Origin of the sequence: Gilliamella sp. Bif1-4 (assembly GCF_001690535.1) — a bacterium.
GTDB lineage: Bacteria > Pseudomonadota > Gammaproteobacteria > Enterobacterales > Orbaceae > Gilliamella > Gilliamella bombi.
This window is the reverse complement of the sequence record NZ_LZHC01000057.1, coordinates 79,561-102,217: the sequence shown is the minus strand read 5'-3', so window position 1 is coordinate 102,217 and position 22,657 is coordinate 79,561. Positions and strand designations below refer to the sequence as shown.

Below are 22,657 nucleotides of genomic sequence, written 5' to 3'. Positions count from 1 at the left end.
TTGTTATAAAATACGGCTTATCTTCCTGTTTGAAACTTGATATTTTGTACCCCATAGCATCATAAAGCAGACTAGGAGTAACCAAGCACGTTTTATGCCGCCAATACAGCTTTTTGATATATTTGTTGATTATGCTATACCTCAATTCAAAGTTCGTATCATCTTTTCTACCTTCTCATTTGTTTGTGGGTAGGCTGGTTTAGTCAATTTTTGCTTATTACTCGTTTTAACAAATAGGTGCTCAACTGTGCTTTACTGGTTCACGTCTGTATCCAGGATAAGGGGCATTCAATGGTATGGGCATTGGGCTAACAAAATCATTTTGTAAAAATTGTGCTGCATTAAATTGGGATTTATGGGAGTAAATGCCCGCATAGAGCTCATGTGAAATGGCCGCTGACTTTGGGTATAAACTGACGTATTAAGCCATTGGTGTTTTCATTTGTGCCTCTTTGCCAGCTTTTATAAGGCTCCGCAAAGTATACGGTAGTATTTAAATAATGCTCAATAGCATGATGATAATTAAATTCCATCCCATTATCAAAGGTGATGCTTTTAACCATTTTTTAAACGGCGTTAGCAATTTTATTATCTGTAGGATTTAGTATGTTGTTATGTGCTCGTTTATTGTGAATTCGACCTGTATTCAAAATTAGTAAATTCACGGATAGGTTACTTTAATAATAACCATTTTTCCGTTCAGAAATCAGATACAAAACATGCTAATTTTTTATCTAAAAAAACAAATCATCCTACTTTGTGTGTGGGTTTCATTTTGCATCTTGGCCTATTTATCGGTATAGTGGCACTATCATTATTGTTTGGTTATAAATCATAAATATAAACGCCATGTCTGTTTATCAGAAAATTATTGTTATTGTTTTTGTTGGATTAATAAAGATTAGTTTTTTATATGCTAATGATAATCAGCAACTTCAATCTTTACGTCACGCTATTGAAGAACAAGAAAAGCGTTTAGCACAACAAAAAGAAGAGCGTAATAAGTTAGTCAATAATCTTAAAGAACAAGAAACCAAAATAGCTAATCTTTTAACCTCAATTGAAAAGAATGATTTATCACTTAAGAAACTCGATCAAGAAATCAATAAGTTGATTGAACAAATTGATATATTAACAATAAAACAAAAACAGCAACGAATTGTATTATCAAAACAGCTCGAAAGTGCATTTAAACTAGGCAAAACAACTGGTTTGGAGTTGATTTTTTCGGGCGAAAAGAGTGAACGTAATGATCGTATAATTGCTTATTACAGCTACATTAATCAAGCACGGCAACAACAAATTCACAATCTTCAAGATACTCAAACTCAATTGACCGAGAAGAGAATTGAGTTACAAAAAAAACAAGCTTTGCATAAAGCATTACAAATTAGACAGAAAGAACAACAAGTAGGACTTGAAAAAAAACGTCAAAATCGACAAAACACGATAACTTCTCTTGAATCATTGATGCAATTAAATCAACAAAAATTAACCGATTTGCGTAATAATGAAGCTAAACTACAGGCTAAAATTGCTCAAGCTGAACGTAAAAATAGACGTATTGCAGAAGAAGAAGCAAAACAAGCAAAATATATTGAAGAAAAGCAGAATAATTCTCGTTATACTCCTAATCCTGATGAGCTAGCATTAATGGCTCGCGTAAGTGGTATTGGTAAGCCACAACATCAGTTTAATTGGCCAGTGAATGGTAATATTGTGCATCAATTTGGAGAATCACTCCAAGGTGAGCTACGTTGGAAAGGGATGGTGATTAATGCTAAAGATGGTGCTCAAGTTAAAGCCATTGCTGATGGACGGGTCATCTTGGCAAGTTGGTTACAAGGTTATGGTTTTGTTGTTGCATTAGATCATGGTAAAGGTGATATGAGTTTATATGGTTATAACCAACGTATTTTAGTTGAGGTGGGTGATAAGATCCATATTGAACAACCTATTGCATTGGTTGGTTCAAGTGGTGGGAAAAACATATCTGCTTTATATTTTGAGATTCGCCGTGATGGTAAGGCACTTGATCCGAGAGAGTGGTTAAAGTAATGCGTCGTTTTATTAACCTTTTTTTTATCATTTTCTTGGCGCTAAATTCCAACTATGTATGGGCTGCAAAACTTGCAATAGTCATTGATGATTTTGGCTATCGCCAACATAATGAAGAGCAAATAATTTCATTTTCCCCTAATATTACTATTGCAGTTTTACCAAATTCGCCTAATGCTAAACGTATTGCAACTATAGCCCATAATAATGGTAATGATGTGTTAATTCACTTACCTATGGCTCCATTAGGTAAACAGCCTCTGGAAAAAGACACTCTATTTCCTTCTATGGATGAAGCTGAAGTGAACCGAATAGTGACAAATGCTGTTGAACGAGTGCCTTATGCTATTGGAGCTAATAATCATATGGGCAGTTTGATGACATCAGATCTTACCGGTATGATAAAAGTTATGAAAGCATTAAGTCAATATTCGATATTTTTTTTAGATAGCAAAACAATCGGTAAGACTCAAATAAAAAAAGCTGCTAGCTACTATAACATCCCAGTATTAACGCGTGATGTATTTTTAGATGCTCAACAAAAAGAAAGTGCTATTAGCTTGCAATTTGATTTGGCAGTAAAATTGGCACGAAAAAATGGTGTTGCTATTGTTATTGGCCATCCATATCCACAAACGATTAATATATTAAAACAGAAGCTTGCAAATTTACCTTCAGATATTGAACTGGCCAAGATAAGTCAATTAATTACGGCAATACCAGCTTCAGTTAATCATAAAACTACACTAAAAGACATTTTGGGAAAATGTAAAAAACGCATTGAGGAAATATCGAATTTTAAAATTGAAGAAGAATAGTCATTACTTTTTTTCTAAAGTTCGATGGCGAATTTTTACTTGTTTGTTTTGTGCTTTAAAAAATGAGGCTAATTGTTCAGCAATAAAAACAGAGCGATGTTGACCACCAGTACATCCAATAGCAATGGTTAAGTAACTGCGGTTGTTCTTTTCTAACAAAGGTAGCCATTGATTTAAGTAATTGGCAGTCTGATAGATAAAATTGGATACTTCATTGTGTTGTAATAAATATTCTTTTACTGGCTCATCTAATCCTGTTAGTGGGCGCAAATTCATTTCCCAATGCGGGTTAGGTAAAAACCTGACATCAAATACAAAATCAGCATCAATGGGTAAACCATGTTTAAAACCAAATGATTCAAAAATAATGGTTAATTCACGCTCTTTTTTACCTAAAATACGTGATCTTAATATGTCTGATAGTTCATGTACTGATATGTCATCGGTGTTTATAACTAGGCTTGCGTTTGATTTTAAAGGTTCTAGATATTTTTCTTCAAGATCTATTGCTTCTTCAAGGGAATAGTGTTGATTGGTTAATGGATGTATTCGTCGTGTTTCACTATAGCGTCGAATTAACGTATTACGACTACAATCGAGGAAAAGTATTTCAGGTGTCACCGATTCGGGTAAACGTTGAAATATATCGTTATTAAAATCAAATTGTTCAGGCAAATTTCGAATATCAATGCTAACTGCAACTGGAGTGTTGTGGTTTTTTAATGAGTTGGCTAATTGAGGTAATAATGCAACGGGGATATTATCAACACAATAAAATCCCATATCTTCTAGAGCACGTAGGGCGATTGATTTGCCCGATCCGGAGCGACCACTTACTATCATTATAATCACAATATTAACTCCAATATCATTAATGTATTAAGTATATACTGTTTACTTCTTGATATGCAATTTCGAGTATGCTAAGCAGTTTTAATTTTTTTAATCAATTGTTTTAGAGCTTGACCTCGATGTGATATTCGGCTTTTCTGTTCTTTTGTTAGCTGTGCTGCGGTGCAGCCTAGTTCTGGTACATAAAAAAGTGGATCATAGCCAAATCCCCCATCACCTTGTTCTTCATTTAAAATTAAACCGTCCCATTTTCCTAAACAAATGATAGGTGTTGGGTCGTTTTCGTGTTTCATAAAAACTAACGCACAATAAAAGTAAGCGGTGCGTTTTTCTTTTGGGATATTTTGTAGTGCTTTAAGTAATTTTTGATTGTTACTTTTGTCGTTACCGTGTTCACCTGCATAACGGGCAGAATAGATCCCTGGTTGTCCTCCAAGTGCATCGACCGATAAGCCTGAGTCATCAGCAATGGCAGGTAGTCCAGTTAATTTGGCAGTATGTCTTGCTTTTAAAAGTGCATTTTCAATAAATGTTAAACCTGTTTCGTCGACATCCGGTACATTAAATTGGCTTTGTGCAATAATATCAAAACCGGCATTAGCGAGTAATGCTTGCAATTCATTGACTTTACCTTGATTATTCGTTGCTAAAACAATTTTTTGCATTTTAATTTCCTTTATATCAGTTGGTCATCTGTTACTGGCTTGAGCAGATTTTATATAACGATTGCTAATTTTATATTCCTGTTTTTAAAAATCAGGTTCACAGCTAAACGCCATACTTTCGCCTGTTTTAGGATGGTTAATTATTAGTAATTGAGCATGTAATAGCAACCTTTTTGACATAGCAAAGGCTTCAGGGTGGGCATAGAATTTATCGCCTAAAATAGGGTGACCAATGGCTTGCATATGTACTCGTAATTGATGTGATCGCCCAGTAAAAGGGAATAATTTTACTCGTGTTGTATTGTCAGGATTGCGTGAAATAACTTGATATTCTGTCAGCGCATGTTTACCATTTTCTAAATCGACCATTTGTCTTGGCCGATTGGGCCAATCACAAATTAGTGGTAATTCAACACGACCAGAATCTTTCTCAAGATGTCCATACACAACAGCAATATAGGTTTTTTTAGGAATACGTTCACGAAACTGTTTTTTTATCTCTCGATCGGCTAGTTTAGAAAGTGCGGCAACCATGATACCGCTGGTTGCCATATCTAACCGATGCACGGATTCGACGTAGCTATATTTTTGTTGTAATCGGTGAATAATACTATCAATAAATTGAGGCTTATTGCCTGAAACCGACAAAATACCCGGTTGTTTATTTACAACTACAATATGGTCGTCTTGATGCAAAATTGATAGCCAAGGTTCAATAGGTGGGTGGTATTCCAAAAGCATGTATGTGTGACAGTTTGTAAAATAAAATTGCCACACATTCTAACAAACTCAACAAAAAGTGCCAGTTTTATAAATAAAGTTATTTATTCCAGATTGAGCTTTTTGAGGATAGAAAGGCCTGAGATATTAATACAGCCAAACCAACAATAAGATAGCAAGCAAAGATAATAATCATCCATTGTGACATTTCAATTGTTAGAAATGTCCAAATTTTATCGGCGCATGAACCATAAGCATTAAACATACTAGGAAACCACGAATCTAATGGTAGCCAAGCAGGAAAGTGTACGGTAATTGAGCAAGTGTCATTTAGATTAGGTTCAAATTGTAGATGAGCATGAAATATTGCTAATGAAAAGCCTTTATAGGCGCTAAAAAGCCAAATGAAAATACCTATTAATCGAACAATAATGTTGCGAGGGGCAATTATTCCAACAATGCTGGCCAACATGATACCAAAAATAGCGCAACGCTGATAAATACAGAGAGTACAAGGCGCTAGCCCTAAACCATGTTGAAAATAAAGTGCGGTTATTTCAAAAGCAAAAGTAGAAAAGAACAATAAGAACCAAGCCAATCTAGCTTGTGAGTATTGATTAAGCAATGATAACATACTATTTTATTCCCTCAGATTTCGCTATAATCTTTTTTCTTTAATTATATTGAATATAATCTATCTTATTTTTATTACAATAGTGTAGTTTATTTTTAAGTAATGTAAAACGATTTTATTTATTGACGGCGGATTAATCATTCCTTATGCACTCAACAGTTCCACATACAAAACTACAAGTCTCATTTGTTACTATTTCTGAGGAAAATGCGACACAACGTATTGATAACTTTTTAATCACCTATTTAAAAGGTGTACCAAAAAGTATGGTTTATCGCATTTTAAGAAAGGGTGAGGTTCGTGTTAATAAAAAACGGATTAAACCTGAATATAAATTAAACATTGGCGATGAGATTCGTATTCCTCCTGTTCGTATGATTGAAAAATCTACGCCAGAAATTTCGACCAAGCTTAATAAAGTCACTGATTTAGAAAAGGCAATCATCTATGAAGATGAGGTAATGTTGGCAATTAATAAGCCATCAGGTATCGCTGTTCATGGTGGTAGTGGCTTAAGTTTTGGCGTGATTGAAGGTTTACGCGCCTTAAGACCTGAAGCAAAGTTTTTGGAGTTGGTGCATCGCATAGATCGCGAAACATCGGGCGTGTTATTGATTGCTAAAAAACGCTCAGCACTAAAAGCGTTACATGAGCAGTTGCGCCTTAAGCAAATGCAAAAAAATTATTTGGCGCTTGTTAAGGGGAATTGGCCTTCTGAATGTAAAGTGATACAAGCCCCACTGCTTAAAAATGTACTAAAAAGTGGTGAGCGTGTGGTGAAGGTTGATAAAGAGGGTAAACCTTCTGAAACGCGCTTTAAAGTTGAGGAGCGTTTCAATTTTGCCACTTTGATTAAAGCTAGCCCTGTTACTGGGCGTACACACCAAATCCGTATACATACTCAATACGCTAGTCATCCAATTGCTTTTGATGGTCGTTATGGCGATAGACAATTTGATGGGTTATTAGCTGATACGAAGCTTAATCGTTTATTTTTACATGCAGCAAGTGTAAGGTTTATTCATCCTAAAAATTTGCAAGAGATGCAATTAAATGCACCAATGGATGATGTTTTGCAGGCTTGCTTGTCGTATCTAAGAAAAGATAAATATCAAAAAACAGAATCTTAAAATAAAAAAGGTAGTTAGTACGAATGAAAGATATTAATTTATATTTAATTAGACATGGTCAAACGCTTTGGAATATTAAAGATCAGATGCAAGGTTCTCAAAATTCACCTTTAACAGAGCAAGGTATTTTAGGTGCTAAAGTGACAGGACAACATTTAAAAAATGTTCCTTTTATGCAAGCATACTCAAGTACACAACAACGAGCTATGGAAACTCGGGATTATATTATTAAAGAAAACAATATAGTTATTCCTACTTTTGAGCTTGCTGATCTGCGTGAGATGGATTTCGGCATTTGGGAAGGCAAGAAGGTCCCTCAATTGAAAAAGGAGTTTCCAGAATTTACTACTTATTTGACAGATCCTGCTAATTTTGATGCTTCGGTCAATCAAGGTGAAAATTATCTTGATACCCTTTCGCGTATGAAGCAGGGGTTAAATACTATTGTAAAAAATGCACCTCAAAATACGGGTAATATTTTGGTTGTGTCACATGGAACGGTATTACGTATATTACTTTGTGTTTTAAATGGTGGGGATTGGCGTTTACATCGTGATGAGGATTATTTTCCTCGAATGTTAAATACTAGCATTAGTGTGGTTAATTATAAGCAAGGTAATGAACAAACTGAAGGGACATTTACTGTAAAATTCTTCAATAATGTGGATCATTTAGTTGATAAATAAGTATTTTGTTATCTTCTCGACTAGTAGTTGTGTAAATAATTAGTCGAGAAGGTTTTGTTAATTAAATTATCGTTTATAAGCTGCATAACGTTTTTGCAGCTGTTTTAATTGATTAATTCTTGCATCAATTTTGGAAATCATTGTTTGATCGCCTTTTGTTTGATTCTTAGCATTTTGTAGTAGTTGAATGGATTGTTGAAATTGTCCTTCTAATGCAATTAATTCCGCTCTGGCACTCATTTCTTTTGCTCTTGCATGTAATCTACCGTAAGCAGTGACGAGCAAGTCCCATCCATTTGAGTCATCATTATGGTCAAAAGTATAGCGATGTAATAAGCTTACAGCTTGTTGATAGTTTTTGTTTTTTATATATGCATTAGCTAAGTTTAGTTGCAATGCAGAACTATTTGGTGCTTTTTTTAATGCTGCTTGTAGGCGAGTGATTGCAGTACTGCTGTTGTTGAGTGCTAAATCAATATCAGTCATTAAATCAATATACCAAATATTATTGGGATCACTATCTAATAATGGCTGTAATTGTTGTTTCGCTTTTTGATTATTTCCACTTAGATTATCAGCTAAAGCATTAGCATAAATAATAGCTGTTTTACTTTGTTCATTGTTTAGTTTTTTATAATCTTCAATTAATAGCTTTGCGGTATTTTTATTTTTAGCCATTAATATGGCCAATCGAGTTTTTGCTAAATAGTAGTTTAATGATGGAGATACATTTTTTTTACTATATTGTAATGAACGATTTCGAATATCGGTTAATCGGCTGTTAGGTAATGGGTGAGTAAGTAAAATTTCGGGAGCTTTACTACTAAATCGGCTTTGATCGGCAAGTTTTTGTAAAAATTCTGATGAAGCATAAGGATCAAATCCTGCTTTAGCAAGTGTTCTTAAACCAACACGATCAGCTTCTTGTTCATTACTTTGCGTAAAACTAATCATATTTTGAGCTGATCCTGCCATGGTGCTTGTCATCGCCGCCATGCCCGCTTCGGGATTGGCTAATGTTAGTAATAGAGATCCTAATGTTGCACCCCAAACATAAGGGCTATTACGGTTTTGGTTTTCCATTGCTCTAGCTAAATGGCGTTGGGTGACATGGCCAATTTCGTGAGACATAACAGAGGCTAATTGGCTTTCATTGTCGGTGTCTAATATTAGTTTGGAATGAATGACGACATTCCCACCAAAAAAAGCAAATGCGTTAAGTACGTCACTTTTCATAATATAAAAATGGAATGGCGTTTTTACTGATTCTGATTTTGATACTAATTTTTTGCCTAGATCATTAATATATTGGTTTAAAACAGGGTCGTTTATTATGGGAGCGCTTGCTCGTAACATTCGCATATAATAATCGCCCATTTCCATTTCTTGGCCAATGCTAAGCGTTGTGGCTGCCGCAGTACCAATATCAGGGAGGTTAATATTATCAGCATAAACGATAGATGTACTTTGTAATAATAATGAGGTGGATAATACCAATGCGATTGTTTTTTTTAACATTATTCTAACCAATTAAAATAAGAGTTGCGTTGATTTATTCTAGCTGAAAAAAACAACAATATCACTTTGAATTTATAATTAGGGGTTTAACTTATTTGATGTAATATGTGTTATGAATAATAATGCTTATTCTTGAATTGGTAAAATAACAACAACTATATTAATACGTTGTTGTTATTTTGATTTTTATGCTTGGATTTATTATGCTTTTTGACGGCGGTTTTGGATAAATTCAATGATGTTGTTAACTTTCACCATTACTTTATCACCACCTGAACGGTGTTTGTATTCCACTTCTCCATTATCGAGGTTGCGTTCACCAATTACGATAGTGTGAGGGATCCCGATTAGTTCCGCATCAGCAAACATCACGCCAGGGCGCTCTTTTCGATCGTCAAATAAAACTTCAATGCTAGCAGCTTGTAAATCAGCATAAAGCTTTTCGGCTGTTGCTTGAACTTTTTCGGATTTGTGCATGTTCATTGGAATAATGACAACGCTAAATGGAGCAATCGCTTCTGGCCATACAATACCACGATCGTCATGACATTGTTCAATTGCAGCAGCTACAATTCGGCTTACTCCAATGCCGTAACAACCCATAATCATAACGTGGTTTTGTCCATCTTCACCCTGGACTGTTGCTTTCATTGCTTGTGAATATTTTGTGCCAAGTTGGAAGATATGTCCCACTTCAATACCACGTTTAATTTGTAATATGCCTTTGCCATCAGGACTAATATCTCCTTCAACCACATTACGGATGTCTTCAATGCGAGGTAAAGCAGTGTCACGTTCCCAATTGATATTAAAATAGTGTTTATGATCGATATTGGCACCAGCGCTAAAATCGCTCATCACTGCCACGTCACGGTCAATAATAACTGGCATATTTAAGTTAATTGGACCTAATGAGCCTGGCCCTGCATTCACAATCGTACGGATTTCTTCTTCGGTTGCAAATTCTAGTGGTGAGGCAACGATATCGATTTTTTCGGCTTTGATTTCGTTTAATGTATGATCACCTCGAACTAGTAAAGCTACTAATTGATGACCACTCTTTTTAGCGGCTTTAACCATTAAGGTTTTTACGGTTTTTTCAATCGGTAAATTGAATTGTTCGACTAATTCGTCAATAGTTTTGGCATTGGGAGTATCGACTAACTCCATTGCTTTTGTAGGTTCAGCGCGTTTTTGTGTTGGTGCTAATGCTTGAGCCATTTCTATGTTAGCCGCATAATCAGATTCGGTTGAAAAAACAATATCATCTTCGCCACTGTCGGCTAATACTTGGAACTCATGTGACCAGTTACCACCAATTGATCCTGTATCAGCACGTACCGCTCTAAAGTTTAAACCAGCACGTGTAAAAACTGCGCTATAGGCTTTATACATCTCATCATAAGTTTCTTGTAATGATTCTTGTGTAGTATGGAAAGAGTATGCATCTTTCATAATAAATTCACGTGAACGCATCACACCAAAGCGAGGGCGTACTTCATCTCGAAATTTGGTTTGAATTTGATACACGTTAAGTGGTAATTGTTTATATGAGCTAACTTCATTACGTAGTAAGTCTGTAATGACTTCTTCATGAGTTGGGCCTAGAACAAAATCACGGTCGCCACGATCTTTAATACGTAATAATTCAGGGCCATATTGTTCCCAACGTCGGCTTTCTTGCCAAATATCAGCAGGCTGTACAACTGGCATTAATACTTCTATTGCACCGGCTTTATTCATCTCTTCACGGACAATATTTTCTACTTTTTTAAGTACACGGTAACCAGTGGGAAGCCAAGTATATAATCCAGCAGCCACTTTGCGGATCATGCCTGCACGTAACATTAATTGATGGCTAATGACTTCAGCATCAGTAGGAGTTTCTTTTAACGTAGAAAGAAGATATTTACTGGTTCGCATAAATTTATCCTAAAAAAATTTATTTATAAATATATATGATAAAAATGTGAGCTAGTTTAGCAGTACCAAGCGTAACACTAAAGTAATTTTATTGTTATTTTTAATATGGAATTCTTGTAATACCTCCAACTCAGCATTAATAAAGTATGTTTTTAAATTATAGTCGCTAAATACAGATTATTTGGCTATAGAATGGCAGTATGTTTTACTTTTTTGTATCAATATTAATACTTTATTAATTTTTATTTTGCTAGGTATCAAATTGGATATTTTTATCATCTTGATTATATTTAATTTTTTTGTTGTTTGTGTGATAAAGATCACTTTGTAAAAGTTATTAAATTGATATCATATGCGCAGAATTTTAGATTGAGGAGTAGTTCAAAATGAGTACGTTAATGACTAACGAAAATGTAATAGATTCATGTAAAGAATCAAAATTACCAAAATGGCGAAAAAGTGATACGTTATGGATGCTTAGCCTTTATGGTACAGCAATTGGCGCTGGAGTACTTTTTCTACCAATTAATGCAGGTGTCGGTGGGTTAATTCCGTTGCTGGTTATGTTGGTTCTTGCTTTTCCTATGACATTTTTTGCTCATCAAGCTTTGTGTCGATTTGTATTATCAGGTAAAAGTCGCGATGGCGATATTACCGTTGTTGTTGAAGAGGCTTTTGGCCGCACAGCAGGAAACTGGATAACTGTACTTTATTTTTTTGCAATTTATCCAATATTATTAGTATATAGCGTTGGTATTACAAATACAGTAGATAGCTTTATGGTTCATCAATTAGGAATGGAGTCATTACCACGAGCTTTACTTTCATTTATTTTAGTTGCATTTTTAATGTCAATTGTTCACTTTGGCGAAGAACTTATTGTTAAAGTTATGTCAATATTAGTTTTTCCATTTATTGCCGTTTTAATGATTTTAGCGTTATTTTTAATTCCTGAGTGGAATGGTGAAATTTTTACCAATTTGTCTTTTGGTAGTAGTGACGGAGGACAAAGTATTTTAATGACACTTTGGTTAGTTATTCCTGTTATGGTTTTTGCTTTTAATCATTCACCAATTATTTCATCTTTAGCGGTAGCTAAACGTAAAGAATATGGTGACGTTTATGCTGAACCTAAATGTACTAGAATTATTGCAGCAAGCAATATCATGATGGTTGTAACAGTGATGTTTTTTGTTTTTAGTTGTGCGCTTTGCTTGTCGCCTGCTGAACTTTTAGATGCAAAAGCTCAAAATATCTCAACGTTGTCATATTTGGCTAATCGATTTAATTCACCTGTTATTGAGTATATTGGTCCTCCAATTGCATTTATTGCAATGGCTAAATCGTTTTTAGGTCACTATCTAGGTGGTAAAGAAGGGTTTAATGGTGTTGTTAATAAATTTTTGCGTAGCCGTAATAAAACAATTTCAGAAAACAAACTTGATAAATTAGCTATTGCCTTTATGTTTGTAACTGCTTGGGGGGTTGCAACATTAAATCCAAGTATTTTAGGCCTTATTGAATCACTTGGTGGCCCAATTTTAGCTGTGTTGTTGTTTTTAATGCCAATGTATGCAATTCATAAATTACCTGTACTAGCAAAATATAAAGGAAGGTTAAGTAATGTGTTTATTGTTGTTATGGGATTAGTTGCAATTTCAGCCGCTATCTATAATTTATTATAAAAATTTAATTCATGGGTAATTACCACTTACTTGTTTATTTAATATATAAAACCTACTGGCATTCGTTGGTAGGTAAATACAGCTACTAGTAAAATAATCTACCGATATAGCAAGAATTAACTATTAATGGGTATTAAAACTTATTTTCATAATCTCAAAAGTGATACCTAGGTATCAGTATGGGGTAAGTGGCAAGATGATTATTGGCTATTTTATTAGCAAAAGTTAATTAGTAAAGATATCACTAGGATAGCAGTATTAATTTAAGTTTTGCATCAAAAGGGAAAAATATGAGTTCGGTATTTGAAATATTTAAAATTGGCATTGGACCTTCAAGCTCACATACAGTAGGACCAATGAGGGCAGGGAAGGCATTCATAGATCAGCTAATCAGTAATAACATGATGGTGTCAGTAACAAAAATTGTGGCTGATGTTTATGGCTCTTTGTCGTTAACAGGCAAAGGTCATCAAACAGATATTGCTATTATTATGGGATTAGCTGGCGAAAAACCTGATTCTGTTGATATTGATAGTATTCCAAGTGTTATCGAAAAACTTAGCCAAACTCAGCGGTTATCTATTTACAATGATCGTTATGAAATCGATTTTCCGTTGGAAAGTTGTATGGTGTTTCATTCTAAATTTTTACCATTACATGAAAATGGTATGACTTTGAGTGCATATAGCGGCGATAAATTAGTTTTTCAGAAAACTTATTATTCTGTTGGCGGTGGTCAGATTGTTGAAGAAGAGCAGTTTGGTCAACAAGAGCAGGATTCAGTAAAATTTCCTTATCCATTTGCTTCAGCTGAGCAATTATTAAAACATTGTGAAGATAACTCATTATCAATTTCTAGTATTATGATGAAAAATGAGTTGCAAATACACGCTTATGAAGAAATTGAATCCTATTTTTCTCGCGTAGGGCAAACTATTTTGGAATGTATCAAACGAGGTATGAATACAGAAGGGCTATTACCAGGACCACTTAAAGTTCCTCGCCGTGCGTTTTCGTTATACCGTCAATTGTCTACCACTAAAGATAAAATTATTAGTGATCCAATGGTGATTATTGATTGGGTAAATATGTTTGCGCTTGCAGTTAGTGAGGAAAATGCAGCAGGAGGACGGGTGGTTACTGCGCCAACAAATGGTGCATGTGGTATTATACCTGCTGTGCTCGCTTATTATGATAAATTTATTAATCCAGTTACACCTGATATTTATATTCGTTTCTTTCTAACTTGTGGCGCAATAGGACAACTTTATCAAATAAATGCTTCTATTTCTGGTGCAGAAGTGGGATGTCAAGGGGAAGTTGGCGTTGCTTGTTCTATGGCTGCGGCAGGACTTGCTGAGCTTTTAGGCGGTAATCCTCAACAAGTATGCATGGCGGCAGAAATAGCAATGGAGCATAACTTAGGCTTGACTTGTGATCCAGTTGCAGGCCAAGTTCAAGTTCCTTGTATTGAGCGCAATGCCATTGCTGCAGTAAAATCGATAAATGCGACAAGAATGGCTTTAAGACGAATTACTGCAGCAAAAGTATCTTTAGATAAAGTTATTAAAACGATGTATGAAACAGGAAAGGATATGAATGCAAAATATCGAGAAACATCGCGTGGTGGGCTAGCAATTACGGTTCATTGTAATTAGATTGTTGCTATTTTTCTGTCGAATTCGCCGATTGTAAAATCGGCGAAACATTAGATTGTATTTAATGTTTCCAGTGCATAGTATTAACTTTAGAGCGCAAAAAATCATTTTCTGTTAGTACATCTACCCGTTCCGTTTTTACTTTTCGTTGTTTTCTTTTTCGTTTTGGTTGTTTTGCTGAGGCAATATGGATAACTTCGTTATAGGCAAGTAAATTATTAAGTTGATCAAGTTCTCCTAATCCACGAAGGACAGAAATTAATGTTTGTAATGTAATTGATTCGCCTTGTTCAATACGTTTTATTGTGGCAATGCCTATTTCGGATTTTTGGGCAAGTTCTAGTTGGGATAAATTTTTCTCAATTCTGGCTAATTTTATTCTGCGACATAGCATAGCAATCATGTCGGTAGTTTCATTCATGAAATGTCCTTTTTGTTTGATATACCACATGATGTGGCATATATCATATTGCTATTTATATTATTTTTAGACTAGCGGTTATTGTTCTTGGTTTTTTATTTGTTTCTTCTTTAAGTTTTCTAAAATCTTTTTATGGATACCATTAAAGCCACCATTACTCATAATTAAAATTGCATCGGTTGGTTTAGCTGATTTTGTGATCATTTCAACCAACAAATCGATATCACCACTCCAGTAAGCGGGTTGAATACAAGCATCAACCACATCAGCCACTAGCCAAGGTAGTTGTTCTGGTTGGAATATAAAAATTTCATCAGCTCGACCAAGTGATGGGGCTAGTTCATCTTTAGATACCCCTAATTTCATCGTATTTGAGCGTGGTTCAATTACGGCTAGAATGCGACGATTAGCTCCTATTTTACTGCGTAATGCTTCTAATGTGGCTAAAATTGCAGTTGGGTGGTGAGCAAAGTCATCATAGATTTCAATATTATTAACTTCACCATAAAGTTCTAATCGTCTTTTAGCATTGACAAAAGAACCTAGTGCTAAACAAGCATCAGTAGGATCAATACCTACATTATGGGCGGCAGCAATTGCCATTAGTGCGTTATGCATATTATGTTCGCCAACTAATGAATATTTTACTTCGCCAACTTTTTTATTGTTAAAGTAAACCGCAAAATGGCTCGCATCATTATTCATACGTTGTGCTAGCCAGCCATTTTCTGATTCTGTGAATATTTTTTTACTCCAGCAACCTTTAGCTAATACTTGTTTTAAATTTACATCTTCTTGTGGTGAGATAATTAATCCGTTACTCGGCACTAAACGAACTAAATGGTGGAATTGTTTTTGAATTGAGCTAAGATCGTCAAAAATATCAGCATGATCAAATTCTAGATTATTCATGATAAGTGTTTTTGGACAGTAGTGCATGAATTTTGAACGTTTATCAAAGAACGAGCAATCATATTCATCGGCTTCTATAACAAAATAATTGCTTTCACCTAATCTTGCTGATACATCAAAATTACCCGGTACACCACCAATAACGAATCCTTGCTTGTAATCTTGCTTTTCTAAAATCCAATTGACCATACCCGCAGTTGTAGTTTTACCATGAGTTCCAGCAATAGCTATGACCCAACGATCTCGCAAGACATTGTCATGTAACCATTGAGGTGCTGAAATATAAGGAATGTTATTATCTAAAAGATATTCTACACAAGGGTTACCTCTTGATAGAGCATTGCCAATAATGACCAAATCAGGTCTTAATATCAGTTGTGATGGATCATATCCTTCAATAATATCAATGTGCTCTTTTTGTAAAAGTGTACTCATTGGTGGATAAACATTTTTATCTGACCCTGTTACTTTATGACCTAGAGAGCGGGCTATCAAAGCAATCCCTGCCATAAATGTGCCACAAATTCCAAGAATATGAATATGCATTTTGAATCCTTAACATTGTATAAACTTTATATCGATAGTGTTGGGTAACCATTGCTTATTTGATTGGTAAACAGATGTAAATTCAGAACAACCTTGTAATTATAATCGATTCTGATTGTTTATGCGAGAGGCCATAGGTGCTTAACCATTAATAGTGGTGCTTGGTTACCACGAAATTCATCCACATCTAAATGGTAAACTATTTTCACATTTTTTATCGATTGATCAGGCCATTGTTGTCGATTTACATTAAAAAATACTCCTTCAATAAGTGGACCACCGTTTTGGGGTTCTAGTACTAGTTTTAGGTGTTTGTCTGAAAATAATCGCTGTTGATGAATAATGAATTCACCGTCAAAAATAGGAGTGAAGAATCCTTCTCCCCATGGTCCTGATTCTTTTAATCGCTTAGCAATTTCGTAAGTAAGATCTTGGCTATCTATTTCACCATCAGTTTCAATAATCGGTTCTAGTAAATCAGATTCTAAATATTTATTTAAAAGTATTTCTAAGTTATTTTTAAATTGTTCCAAATCTTCTTCTCGAATAGTTAGTCCAACAGCCATTGAGTGACCTCCAAAACTGATTATTAGATCAGGATTTTGCTGATTTAATTCATCAAGAAGATCACGTAAATGAACGCCTTTAATTGAGCGTCCAGAGCCTTTTAGAAAACCATCTTCTGTTGAGGCGAAAGATATGACAGGTCGATGATATTTATCTTTTAAACGTGAAGATAAGATCCCAATAATGCCTTGGTGCCATTCAGGATGATGAAACACGAGTAAATTAGGAATTTGGATATTTTGTTTTTCAATTTCTTGAATGAATGATAAGGCTTCTTTATGCATCATTTGTTCAATTAACTTTCGATCACTATTAAGATTATCAAGATCCATAGCTTTATTGATTGCTGAATCATAATTATCACAAAGTAATAATTCAACTCCCAATGACATATTGTCCATTCTGCCTGCTGCATTTAATCGTGGTGCTATATAAAAAGCCAAATCGGTAGATGTAAGATTAATAGGATCTTTTTTAGATACCTGTAATAAGGCTTTGATGCCCTCACAACAATAGCCAGCTCGTATTCTGTTTATACCCTGATGAACTAAAATACGGTTGTTATGATCAAGTCTAACCACGTCAGCAATAGTGCCTAAAGCAACTAGATCTAATAAACTTGCTACATTATATTCAGCTAAATTATTGTCGGAGAACCAATTTTCTTGCCGTAATTTTGCACGTAAAGCCAGCATAAAGTAAAAAGCTACACCCACCCCAGCTAAATGCTTAGATGGAAACGCACAATTGGGTAAATTAGGATTGATTATGGCATCGGCATTAGGTAGTAACTCAGGGCATAAATGGTGATCAGTAATAATAACGGACAAGCCTGATTGCTTAGCAAAATCTACAGCTTCAATAGCTGATATTCCGTTGTCAACAGTAATGATAAGTTGTGCATTTTGTAAAATAGCTTTTTTAACAACTGAAACACTTAATCCATATCCATCATTAAAGCGATCAGGAATGATATAATCAACAAATTGATACCCCATATTTTTTAAGGCTCTGATGGTTAAAGCAGTACTGGTGGCACCATCAGTATCAAAATCACCAACAATCATGATTTGCTGATTATTCTTCATTACTGAATAAAGAATTTCAACTGCCTTTTCAATACCATCTAGTTTATCGTAATTACATAGATTGCGTGTGGTGTAATCAAGATCTTGCATGCTAGTAACACCACGCAAAGCATAAATCCGTTGTAATAATAACGGAATATCATCAGAAAATTCTGGAAGTAGTTCAGGTAATTTGCGATGTTTTAATTTACTTTTTTTCATAATTTATATGCTAGCGCATTTGCGCTAACATGTGTTTTCATTTTATATTTAAATTTTAGCAACAATAACTGTTAATTTTTGTTTAGTTTTTGTGATCAAGAAATTCAATTAATTTATCTGCAGGAACGTAACCTGAAACAAGTTGGCCATTAGGTAAGACAATTGCAGGTGTACCGCCAATTCCTAACTTTTTACCAACGTTAAATTGTTGTGTTACATAAGGTATCATGCTACTTGCTGGCGAAATTGTATTACCTTTATATGCATTGTCAAATGCAGCTTTGCGATCAGCCATGCTCCAAATAGATTGCATGTTTTTGCCAACATCACTGTCAGCACCTGCACGAGGGAATGCAAAATAGTGAACTGAAATACCCGCTTCTAAATACTTATCAATATTTTCATGTAACAGTTTACAGTAATGGCAAGTATAATCAGTAAATACTGAAATAATATATTTTTCATTTTTAGCTTTATAAATAATGGCATCTTTTTCAATTGATTTTATTAGGCTAAGATTGATGCTGTTAGCAATGTTTTCTGGTCGATCACCTTGTAAATCAAAAATAGAACCTTGAATTAAGTATTTACCATCTTTACTAACGTATACAATACCTTCTGGCGTGCTAACGCTTTTAAAATCTTTAATTGGACTATCAAAAATTTTTGATTCTTTGCTATCGTAACCAAATTTATCTAAAGATTTTTCAATTTCATTATTACTCGCTAATACTGAATTTGAAATTAATGCTAAGCCTAAACATATAACTAATTTTTTCATTCAATTATCCTTATCTTTGTCAATCCTATGCTCGAGGATGATGTTTACTATGTAACTGTTTTAACCTTTCTGTTGCAACATGCGTATAAATTTGTGTGGTTGATAAACTGCTATGCCCAAGCAACATTTGAACAACGCGCAAATCTGCTCCATGATTAAGTAGATGTGTTGCAAAAGCATGTCGAAGCACATGAGGAGAAAGTGCATCAATATTTATACCGACTAGTATGGCATAATATTTAATTCGATGCCAGAAAGTCTGTCGTGTCATTTTTTTTCCTAATCGGCTTGGAAAAAGCACATCAATAGGTCCATTTTTTAAAAGATCATTTCTGGCATATTTAAAATAATATTCGAGCCAATAAATTGCTTCTTCTCCAAGTGGGACTAAGCGTTCTTTATTACCTTTACCAATTACTCTTACTACGCCTTGACGTAGGCTAACATCGCTAATTTCTAAATTTACTAATTCAGATACGCGTAAACCGGTGGCATAAAGTACTTCCAACATCGCTTTATCCCTAAGTTCAATGGGATCTTCTATGCTTGGCGACTCTAGTAGCGCATCGACTTGCGATTCAGTTAAGTCTTTAGGTAATTTTTTAGGAAGTTTGGGTGATGATAATACTGCAGAGGGGTTATCAGTGCGATAATTTTCTTGATATAAATACTGAAAAAAACGTTTAGTTGCACTAAGTAAACGTGCTGAACTACTTGCTTTATACCCATCTTCTACTCGTTGCATTAAAAAGTTTTGTAAATTAAGCGTTTGAGTTGTTAGGAATGTGACATTTTGTTGTTGTAAAGATTGACTTAATGCCAATAAATCAAGTTTATAAGAAGCAATGGTATTTTCAGCTAAGTTCCTTTCTAGCCACAATGAATCTAGAAAACGGTCTATTAACATTTTATTTTGGGCAGGTGTATCTTGGCTAGGCATCAGAATTATCTCTACATTACGTTTATTCTTTATATTATATACTAGCTGTCAATAAGTTGCAGTTTTAGTCAATAAGTTACTTTTTATAACAACTGTAAAAGTTTATATCGTGGTATCTTATATTTATATAATTCTTTATTAAAAATAGTTTTTATACTTAAGCATAGTCTTTCCTGAAACTTTTTTACAGTTATTCTTCAATAAACTGATTGAGTACATTATATTTTTTTATTTTTCATTAATTACTATATACTAGGATTTTATATATTTTTTGTACTATATTATGTTTAAGCGAAGTATTAATCTCTTTATAGCACTGTTTGCTATCGCAATTATTGCTATGGAAACCTATATTTATTGGCATACAAAGTTTCGCCCTTGGCAACCAGAATCTTCCATAGGTCGGTTAATTTATTATTATAGCTTTTTTACGGTGTTATCAAATTTGATGCTGGCATTAAGTTGTTTGTGGTTATCTGTTAACCCTAATTGTAATCGATATAGTTTTAAAGTTATTCGCTTAAATGGTTTGGCTGGTGTGATTATAACGGCTATTGTGTATAATTTAGTGTTAAGAGGTATCCATACCCCGCCTAATGCATTAATGAAAATCGCTAATGAAAGTTTACATGCTGTTATTCCTGCTTTGGGTTTATTAAGTTGGTTGATTTGGGGGCCATTTCGACGCATCAACGTTCATGTCATTATAGGATCAATATTATCAATGCTAGCTTATGGCATTTATATTTTTGTCCGAGGTTATTATACTAATCAATATCCATACCCTTTTATTAATGTTGTACGAATCGGTTATCCCAAAGCTTTATATGCTTCAAGTATTGTTTTTTTATTATTTTTGGGGTTAGTTTTTTTATTATGGGCGGTTGAACGCTTAAGGAAGCGAAAATGAAACTGTATATTTATGAGCATTGCCCTTTTTGTGTTAGGGCTAGAATGATTTTTGGTCTAAAAAATATACCGGTTGAAAAACAGGTATTATTGAGTGATGATTTTCAATCACCAGAGCGTATGATTGGTGAAAAAATGGTGCCTATTTTACAAAAAGATGATGGTAGCTATATGCCTGAAAGTTTAGACATTGTTGATTATGTTGATAACAATTATGGCGATAAACCCATTTTAACAGGTCCTAGATCGCCAGACATCACAGATTTAATAAAACAGTTGCAACAATATGATTATAAGTTAGTGTGTCCACGTTATATAAAATTAGGTTTAGCTGAGTTTGCAACACAAAGTGCTATTGATTCTTTTATTAATAGTAAATCAAAAAAAATGGGATCGTTTGATGAATGTTTGATGCAAACGGATTCATTAGTGTCTGCCGTATCTGCTATATTAAATAAACTGGAGTTATTGATTGTGTCACCTGATGCATGTAATGGACAATTATCTTTAGATGATATCTGTTTGTTCCCAGTTTTACGGAATTTGACGTGTGTTAAAAGCTTAACTTTTTCATCTAAAATTAAGGATTACCTACAATCAATGGCTAAACTTAGTAAAGTTGATCTATTTTTTGATAAAGCTATTTAACAATTAAAAATGCGGATCTTGTTATTTTTGTTTGATATTAAATCATAATTCTAAAACGTAGGGTAAAAAAGAACAGGAAAAATAGGAATAAACCTGTTCTTTTTTGTTTTAGCAATTAATTACCTAATTTAACATCAATCACTTCAATATTATCTTTACCACCATAGATATCGTACCAAGGTGTTGCATATTGTTTTAATATCTTATTGAGATGCTCAACATTTTCACGACCAGTTTGATCTAGCCAAAGTTTTAAACCTTCTTTGCCTCCATTAGCATAGGCCGCAACACCTTCAAACCATGTTGCTCTACCTCCAAGGATGCCGCTATATTTAGCGCCATTTTCACCAGCAAAAATAAGTTCTTGGTGGAAGGTTTTTGTTGGTACGCCAGCACTTAAATAGATAAAAGGGCGGGTTGCGACTTCACTTGCTTGTTTAAAATAGTCAGCAGCTTGTTTTTGTGTGTAAACAACTACATTGTTGTCGTTAAAGCCTTCTACATTCTTAAACAATACGGGAACTTCGACTTTTAAAATATCAATATAATACTGTTCTTTAGTAAACTCTTTTATTGTATTGATGACTTTTTGAGGTTTGATTTTTGCAAATTCAGGACTTTTATCATCGGTTATCACGTTGTCATATACAATCGGTTCAACAAATACAGGAATATCAGCAGCTCTAGCTTCATTGCCTAAACGTTCTAAAAATGCGTGTTTTTTATCTAAAATATCTTGAGGATCATCCGGATTATAATAAACCAATACTTTTGCGGCATCGGCACCTTTTTTTATTAGGCGTTGTAATGAATCCTCAGGCAAAATATCGGGTAATCGTCCTGGAGTATTAGTATCATATCCTGTTTTTTCGTATGACATGATTAATCCAGCATTGCTATTTTTAGCTGTCATGCCTTTAAAACCATATTCTTCATCTAACAAAATTGCACTAACATATTTAGTTAATTCTTGAGAGACAAGTTCTTTAAATTCATACACCATATCAATATGATAACGATCTTTCCCCACAGCAGATTCCATCATTTTAACCATTGAACCGCGTTGATCAATCGCTAATGCTGCAATAATGCCATCTTGGTTTGATAACTGCTGCATACGTGTAAATTTACCACGAGAAATACATTTTTTAGCCATTTTATAGCTCTCCGTTTAGTAAGATGTGTTATTGTAGTTTTTTTATTTGGTTGTTTATTAATCATTTGTGCTAGTTTTAACGATATGCTTAATTTTAATAAATTCAATTGTTATGTAGTGGCATTATGATTGAGTTAAATT

At 34.2% G+C, this 22,657-nt stretch carries 20 protein-coding genes and 1 pseudogene; 8 read left to right on the top strand and 13 right to left on the bottom strand.

Annotated elements, in window-relative coordinates:
- Positions 1–401 precede the first annotated feature (401 nt).
- Positions 402–557 (bottom strand): annotated as a pseudogene (locus A9G25_RS13200) (IS30 family transposase); the annotation flags it as partial.
- 292 nt (positions 558–849) lie between these two features.
- Here A9G25_RS13200 and envC point away from each other — a divergent pair.
- Both envC and A9G25_RS08215 read left to right on the top strand, forming a co-directional pair.
- Complete coding sequence (gene envC, locus A9G25_RS08220) at positions 850–2,058, top strand: murein hydrolase activator EnvC (RefSeq protein WP_065626525.1); 1,209 nt, start codon at positions 850–852, stop codon at positions 2,056–2,058.
- Positions 2,058–2,876: a divergent polysaccharide deacetylase family protein gene (locus A9G25_RS08215; protein ID WP_065626524.1), complete on the top strand. Its 819-nt coding sequence runs from the start codon at positions 2,058–2,060 to the stop codon at positions 2,874–2,876. Before envC ends, A9G25_RS08215 begins: the two co-directional genes overlap by 1 nt.
- A 3-nt stretch (positions 2,877–2,879) precedes the next feature.
- Here the strand turns inward: A9G25_RS08215 and rapZ are convergent, their stop codons facing one another.
- The 4 genes from rapZ to dsbB form a co-directional block, all read right to left on the bottom strand.
- Positions 2,880–3,728 carry an RNase adapter RapZ gene (rapZ, locus tag A9G25_RS08210; protein WP_065626523.1) on the bottom strand — a complete coding sequence of 283 codons (849 nt, stop codon included), beginning with the start codon at positions 3,726–3,728 and terminating at the stop codon, positions 2,880–2,882.
- 71 nt (positions 3,729–3,799) lie between these two features.
- Positions 3,800–4,393, bottom strand: coding sequence for an XTP/dITP diphosphatase (locus A9G25_RS08205; RefSeq protein WP_065626522.1), 594 nt, complete (start codon positions 4,391–4,393; stop codon positions 3,800–3,802).
- Positions 4,394–4,477: 84 nt separating this feature from the next.
- Complete coding sequence (gene rluA, locus A9G25_RS08200) at positions 4,478–5,134, bottom strand: bifunctional tRNA pseudouridine(32) synthase/23S rRNA pseudouridine(746) synthase RluA (protein ID WP_065626521.1); 657 nt, start codon at positions 5,132–5,134, stop codon at positions 4,478–4,480.
- A gap of 79 nt (positions 5,135–5,213) precedes the next feature.
- Positions 5,214–5,747 (bottom strand): disulfide bond formation protein DsbB, encoded by a 534-nt coding sequence (dsbB, locus tag A9G25_RS08195; RefSeq protein WP_065626520.1) that lies wholly within the window; start codon positions 5,745–5,747, stop codon positions 5,214–5,216.
- 146 nt (positions 5,748–5,893) lie between these two features.
- On the opposite strand from dsbB, the gene rluC reads away from it, so the two are divergent.
- Together rluC and A9G25_RS08185 are read left to right on the top strand one after the other, a co-directional pair.
- The gene (gene rluC, locus A9G25_RS08190; protein WP_065626519.1) at positions 5,894–6,877 is read left to right on the top strand and encodes a 23S rRNA pseudouridine(955/2504/2580) synthase RluC; all 984 of its coding nucleotides are present in this window, start codon (positions 5,894–5,896) and stop codon (positions 6,875–6,877) included.
- Between the two features lie 23 nt (positions 6,878–6,900).
- The gene (locus A9G25_RS08185) at positions 6,901–7,563 is read left to right on the top strand and encodes a histidine phosphatase family protein (RefSeq protein ID WP_065626518.1); all 663 of its coding nucleotides are present in this window, start codon (positions 6,901–6,903) and stop codon (positions 7,561–7,563) included.
- Positions 7,564–7,629: 66 nt separating this feature from the next.
- On the opposite strand, the gene A9G25_RS08180 is transcribed toward A9G25_RS08185, so the two are convergent.
- A complete protein-coding gene (locus A9G25_RS08180; protein ID WP_065626517.1) occupies positions 7,630–9,081 on the bottom strand; it encodes a beta-barrel assembly-enhancing protease in 1,452 nt (483 codons plus the stop codon).
- 201 nt (positions 9,082–9,282) lie between these two features.
- On the bottom strand, positions 9,283–11,004 hold the full coding sequence (gene proS, locus A9G25_RS08175) for a proline--tRNA ligase (protein WP_065626516.1): 1,722 nt from the start codon (positions 11,002–11,004) through the stop codon (positions 9,283–9,285).
- A gap of 386 nt (positions 11,005–11,390) precedes the next feature.
- On the opposite strand from proS, the gene A9G25_RS08170 reads away from it, so the two are divergent.
- On the top strand, positions 11,391–12,689 hold the full coding sequence (locus tag A9G25_RS08170; RefSeq protein WP_081297198.1) for a serine/threonine transporter: 1,299 nt from the start codon (positions 11,391–11,393) through the stop codon (positions 12,687–12,689).
- Between the two features lie 290 nt (positions 12,690–12,979).
- Positions 12,980–14,347, top strand: a complete 1,368-nt coding sequence (locus tag A9G25_RS08165) for an L-serine ammonia-lyase (RefSeq protein WP_065626515.1) — start codon at positions 12,980–12,982, stop codon at positions 14,345–14,347.
- Positions 14,348–14,408: 61 nt separating this feature from the next.
- On the opposite strand, the gene A9G25_RS08160 is transcribed toward A9G25_RS08165, so the two are convergent.
- The 5 genes from A9G25_RS08160 to xerD all read right to left on the bottom strand — a co-directional run bounded on the left by A9G25_RS08160 (position 14,409) and on the right by xerD (position 19,803).
- Positions 14,409–14,768, bottom strand: a complete 360-nt coding sequence (locus A9G25_RS08160; RefSeq protein ID WP_065575425.1) for a helix-turn-helix domain-containing protein — start codon at positions 14,766–14,768, stop codon at positions 14,409–14,411.
- A gap of 78 nt (positions 14,769–14,846) precedes the next feature.
- On the bottom strand, positions 14,847–16,226 hold the full coding sequence (gene mpl / locus A9G25_RS08155; protein ID WP_065626514.1) for a UDP-N-acetylmuramate:L-alanyl-gamma-D-glutamyl-meso-diaminopimelate ligase: 1,380 nt from the start codon (positions 16,224–16,226) through the stop codon (positions 14,847–14,849).
- Between the two features lie 119 nt (positions 16,227–16,345).
- A complete protein-coding gene (recJ, locus tag A9G25_RS08150; RefSeq protein WP_065626513.1) occupies positions 16,346–18,082 on the bottom strand; it encodes a single-stranded-DNA-specific exonuclease RecJ in 1,737 nt (578 codons plus the stop codon).
- 82 nt (positions 18,083–18,164) lie between these two features.
- On the bottom strand, positions 18,165–18,863 hold the full coding sequence (gene dsbC, locus A9G25_RS08145; RefSeq protein WP_065626512.1) for a bifunctional protein-disulfide isomerase/oxidoreductase DsbC: 699 nt from the start codon (positions 18,861–18,863) through the stop codon (positions 18,165–18,167).
- A 25-nt stretch (positions 18,864–18,888) separates the two neighbouring features.
- Positions 18,889–19,803: a site-specific tyrosine recombinase XerD gene (xerD, locus tag A9G25_RS08140; RefSeq protein ID WP_065626511.1), complete on the bottom strand. Its 915-nt coding sequence runs from the start codon at positions 19,801–19,803 to the stop codon at positions 18,889–18,891.
- 283 nt (positions 19,804–20,086) lie between these two features.
- Between xerD and A9G25_RS08135 the strand changes: the two genes are divergently transcribed.
- Both A9G25_RS08135 and grxB read left to right on the top strand, forming a co-directional pair.
- Positions 20,087–20,713 (top strand): Pr6Pr family membrane protein, encoded by a 627-nt coding sequence (locus A9G25_RS08135; protein ID WP_065626510.1) that lies wholly within the window; start codon positions 20,087–20,089, stop codon positions 20,711–20,713.
- On the top strand, positions 20,710–21,360 hold the full coding sequence (gene grxB / locus A9G25_RS08130) for a glutaredoxin 2 (protein WP_065626509.1): 651 nt from the start codon (positions 20,710–20,712) through the stop codon (positions 21,358–21,360). Before A9G25_RS08135 ends, grxB begins: the two co-directional genes overlap by 4 nt.
- A gap of 115 nt (positions 21,361–21,475) precedes the next feature.
- Here the strand turns inward: grxB and A9G25_RS08125 are convergent, their stop codons facing one another.
- Complete coding sequence (locus tag A9G25_RS08125; protein ID WP_065626508.1) at positions 21,476–22,516, bottom strand: tagatose 1,6-diphosphate aldolase; 1,041 nt, start codon at positions 22,514–22,516, stop codon at positions 21,476–21,478.
- Between the last annotated feature and the right edge of the window lie 141 nt (positions 22,517–22,657).

What these genes read in the sequence shown, in the direction of transcription:
- envC (WP_065626525.1), top strand. Translation starts at nt 850, where the DNA reads ATGTCTGTTTATCAGAAAATTATTGTTATTGTTTTTGTTGGATTAATA.
- A9G25_RS08215 (WP_065626524.1), top strand. Translation starts at nt 2,058, where the DNA reads ATGCGTCGTTTTATTAACCTTTTTTTTATCATTTTCTTGGCGCTAAAT.
- A9G25_RS08205 (WP_065626522.1), bottom strand. Translation starts at nt 4,393, where the DNA reads ATGCAAAAAATTGTTTTAGCAACGAATAATCAAGGTAAAGTCAATGAA.
- rluA (WP_065626521.1), bottom strand. Translation starts at nt 5,134, where the DNA reads ATGCTTTTGGAATACCACCCACCTATTGAACCTTGGCTATCAATTTTG.
- dsbB (WP_065626520.1), bottom strand. Translation starts at nt 5,747, where the DNA reads ATGTTATCATTGCTTAATCAATACTCACAAGCTAGATTGGCTTGGTTC.
- rluC (WP_065626519.1), top strand. Translation starts at nt 5,894, where the DNA reads ATGCACTCAACAGTTCCACATACAAAACTACAAGTCTCATTTGTTACT.
- A9G25_RS08185 (WP_065626518.1), top strand. Translation starts at nt 6,901, where the DNA reads ATGAAAGATATTAATTTATATTTAATTAGACATGGTCAAACGCTTTGG.
- A9G25_RS08180 (WP_065626517.1), bottom strand. Translation starts at nt 9,081, where the DNA reads ATGTTAAAAAAAACAATCGCATTGGTATTATCCACCTCATTATTATTA.
- proS (WP_065626516.1), bottom strand. Translation starts at nt 11,004, where the DNA reads ATGCGAACCAGTAAATATCTTCTTTCTACGTTAAAAGAAACTCCTACT.
- A9G25_RS08170 (WP_081297198.1), top strand. Translation starts at nt 11,391, where the DNA reads ATGAGTACGTTAATGACTAACGAAAATGTAATAGATTCATGTAAAGAA.
- A9G25_RS08165 (WP_065626515.1), top strand. Translation starts at nt 12,980, where the DNA reads ATGAGTTCGGTATTTGAAATATTTAAAATTGGCATTGGACCTTCAAGC.
- A9G25_RS08160 (WP_065575425.1), bottom strand. Translation starts at nt 14,768, where the DNA reads ATGAATGAAACTACCGACATGATTGCTATGCTATGTCGCAGAATAAAA.
- mpl (WP_065626514.1), bottom strand. Translation starts at nt 16,226, where the DNA reads ATGCATATTCATATTCTTGGAATTTGTGGCACATTTATGGCAGGGATT.
- recJ (WP_065626513.1), bottom strand. Translation starts at nt 18,082, where the DNA reads ATGAAAAAAAGTAAATTAAAACATCGCAAATTACCTGAACTACTTCCA.
- dsbC (WP_065626512.1), bottom strand. Translation starts at nt 18,863, where the DNA reads ATGAAAAAATTAGTTATATGTTTAGGCTTAGCATTAATTTCAAATTCA.
- xerD (WP_065626511.1), bottom strand. Translation starts at nt 19,803, where the DNA reads ATGCCTAGCCAAGATACACCTGCCCAAAATAAAATGTTAATAGACCGT.
- A9G25_RS08135 (WP_065626510.1), top strand. Translation starts at nt 20,087, where the DNA reads ATGTTTAAGCGAAGTATTAATCTCTTTATAGCACTGTTTGCTATCGCA.
- grxB (WP_065626509.1), top strand. Translation starts at nt 20,710, where the DNA reads ATGAAACTGTATATTTATGAGCATTGCCCTTTTTGTGTTAGGGCTAGA.
- A9G25_RS08125 (WP_065626508.1), bottom strand. Translation starts at nt 22,516, where the DNA reads ATGGCTAAAAAATGTATTTCTCGTGGTAAATTTACACGTATGCAGCAG.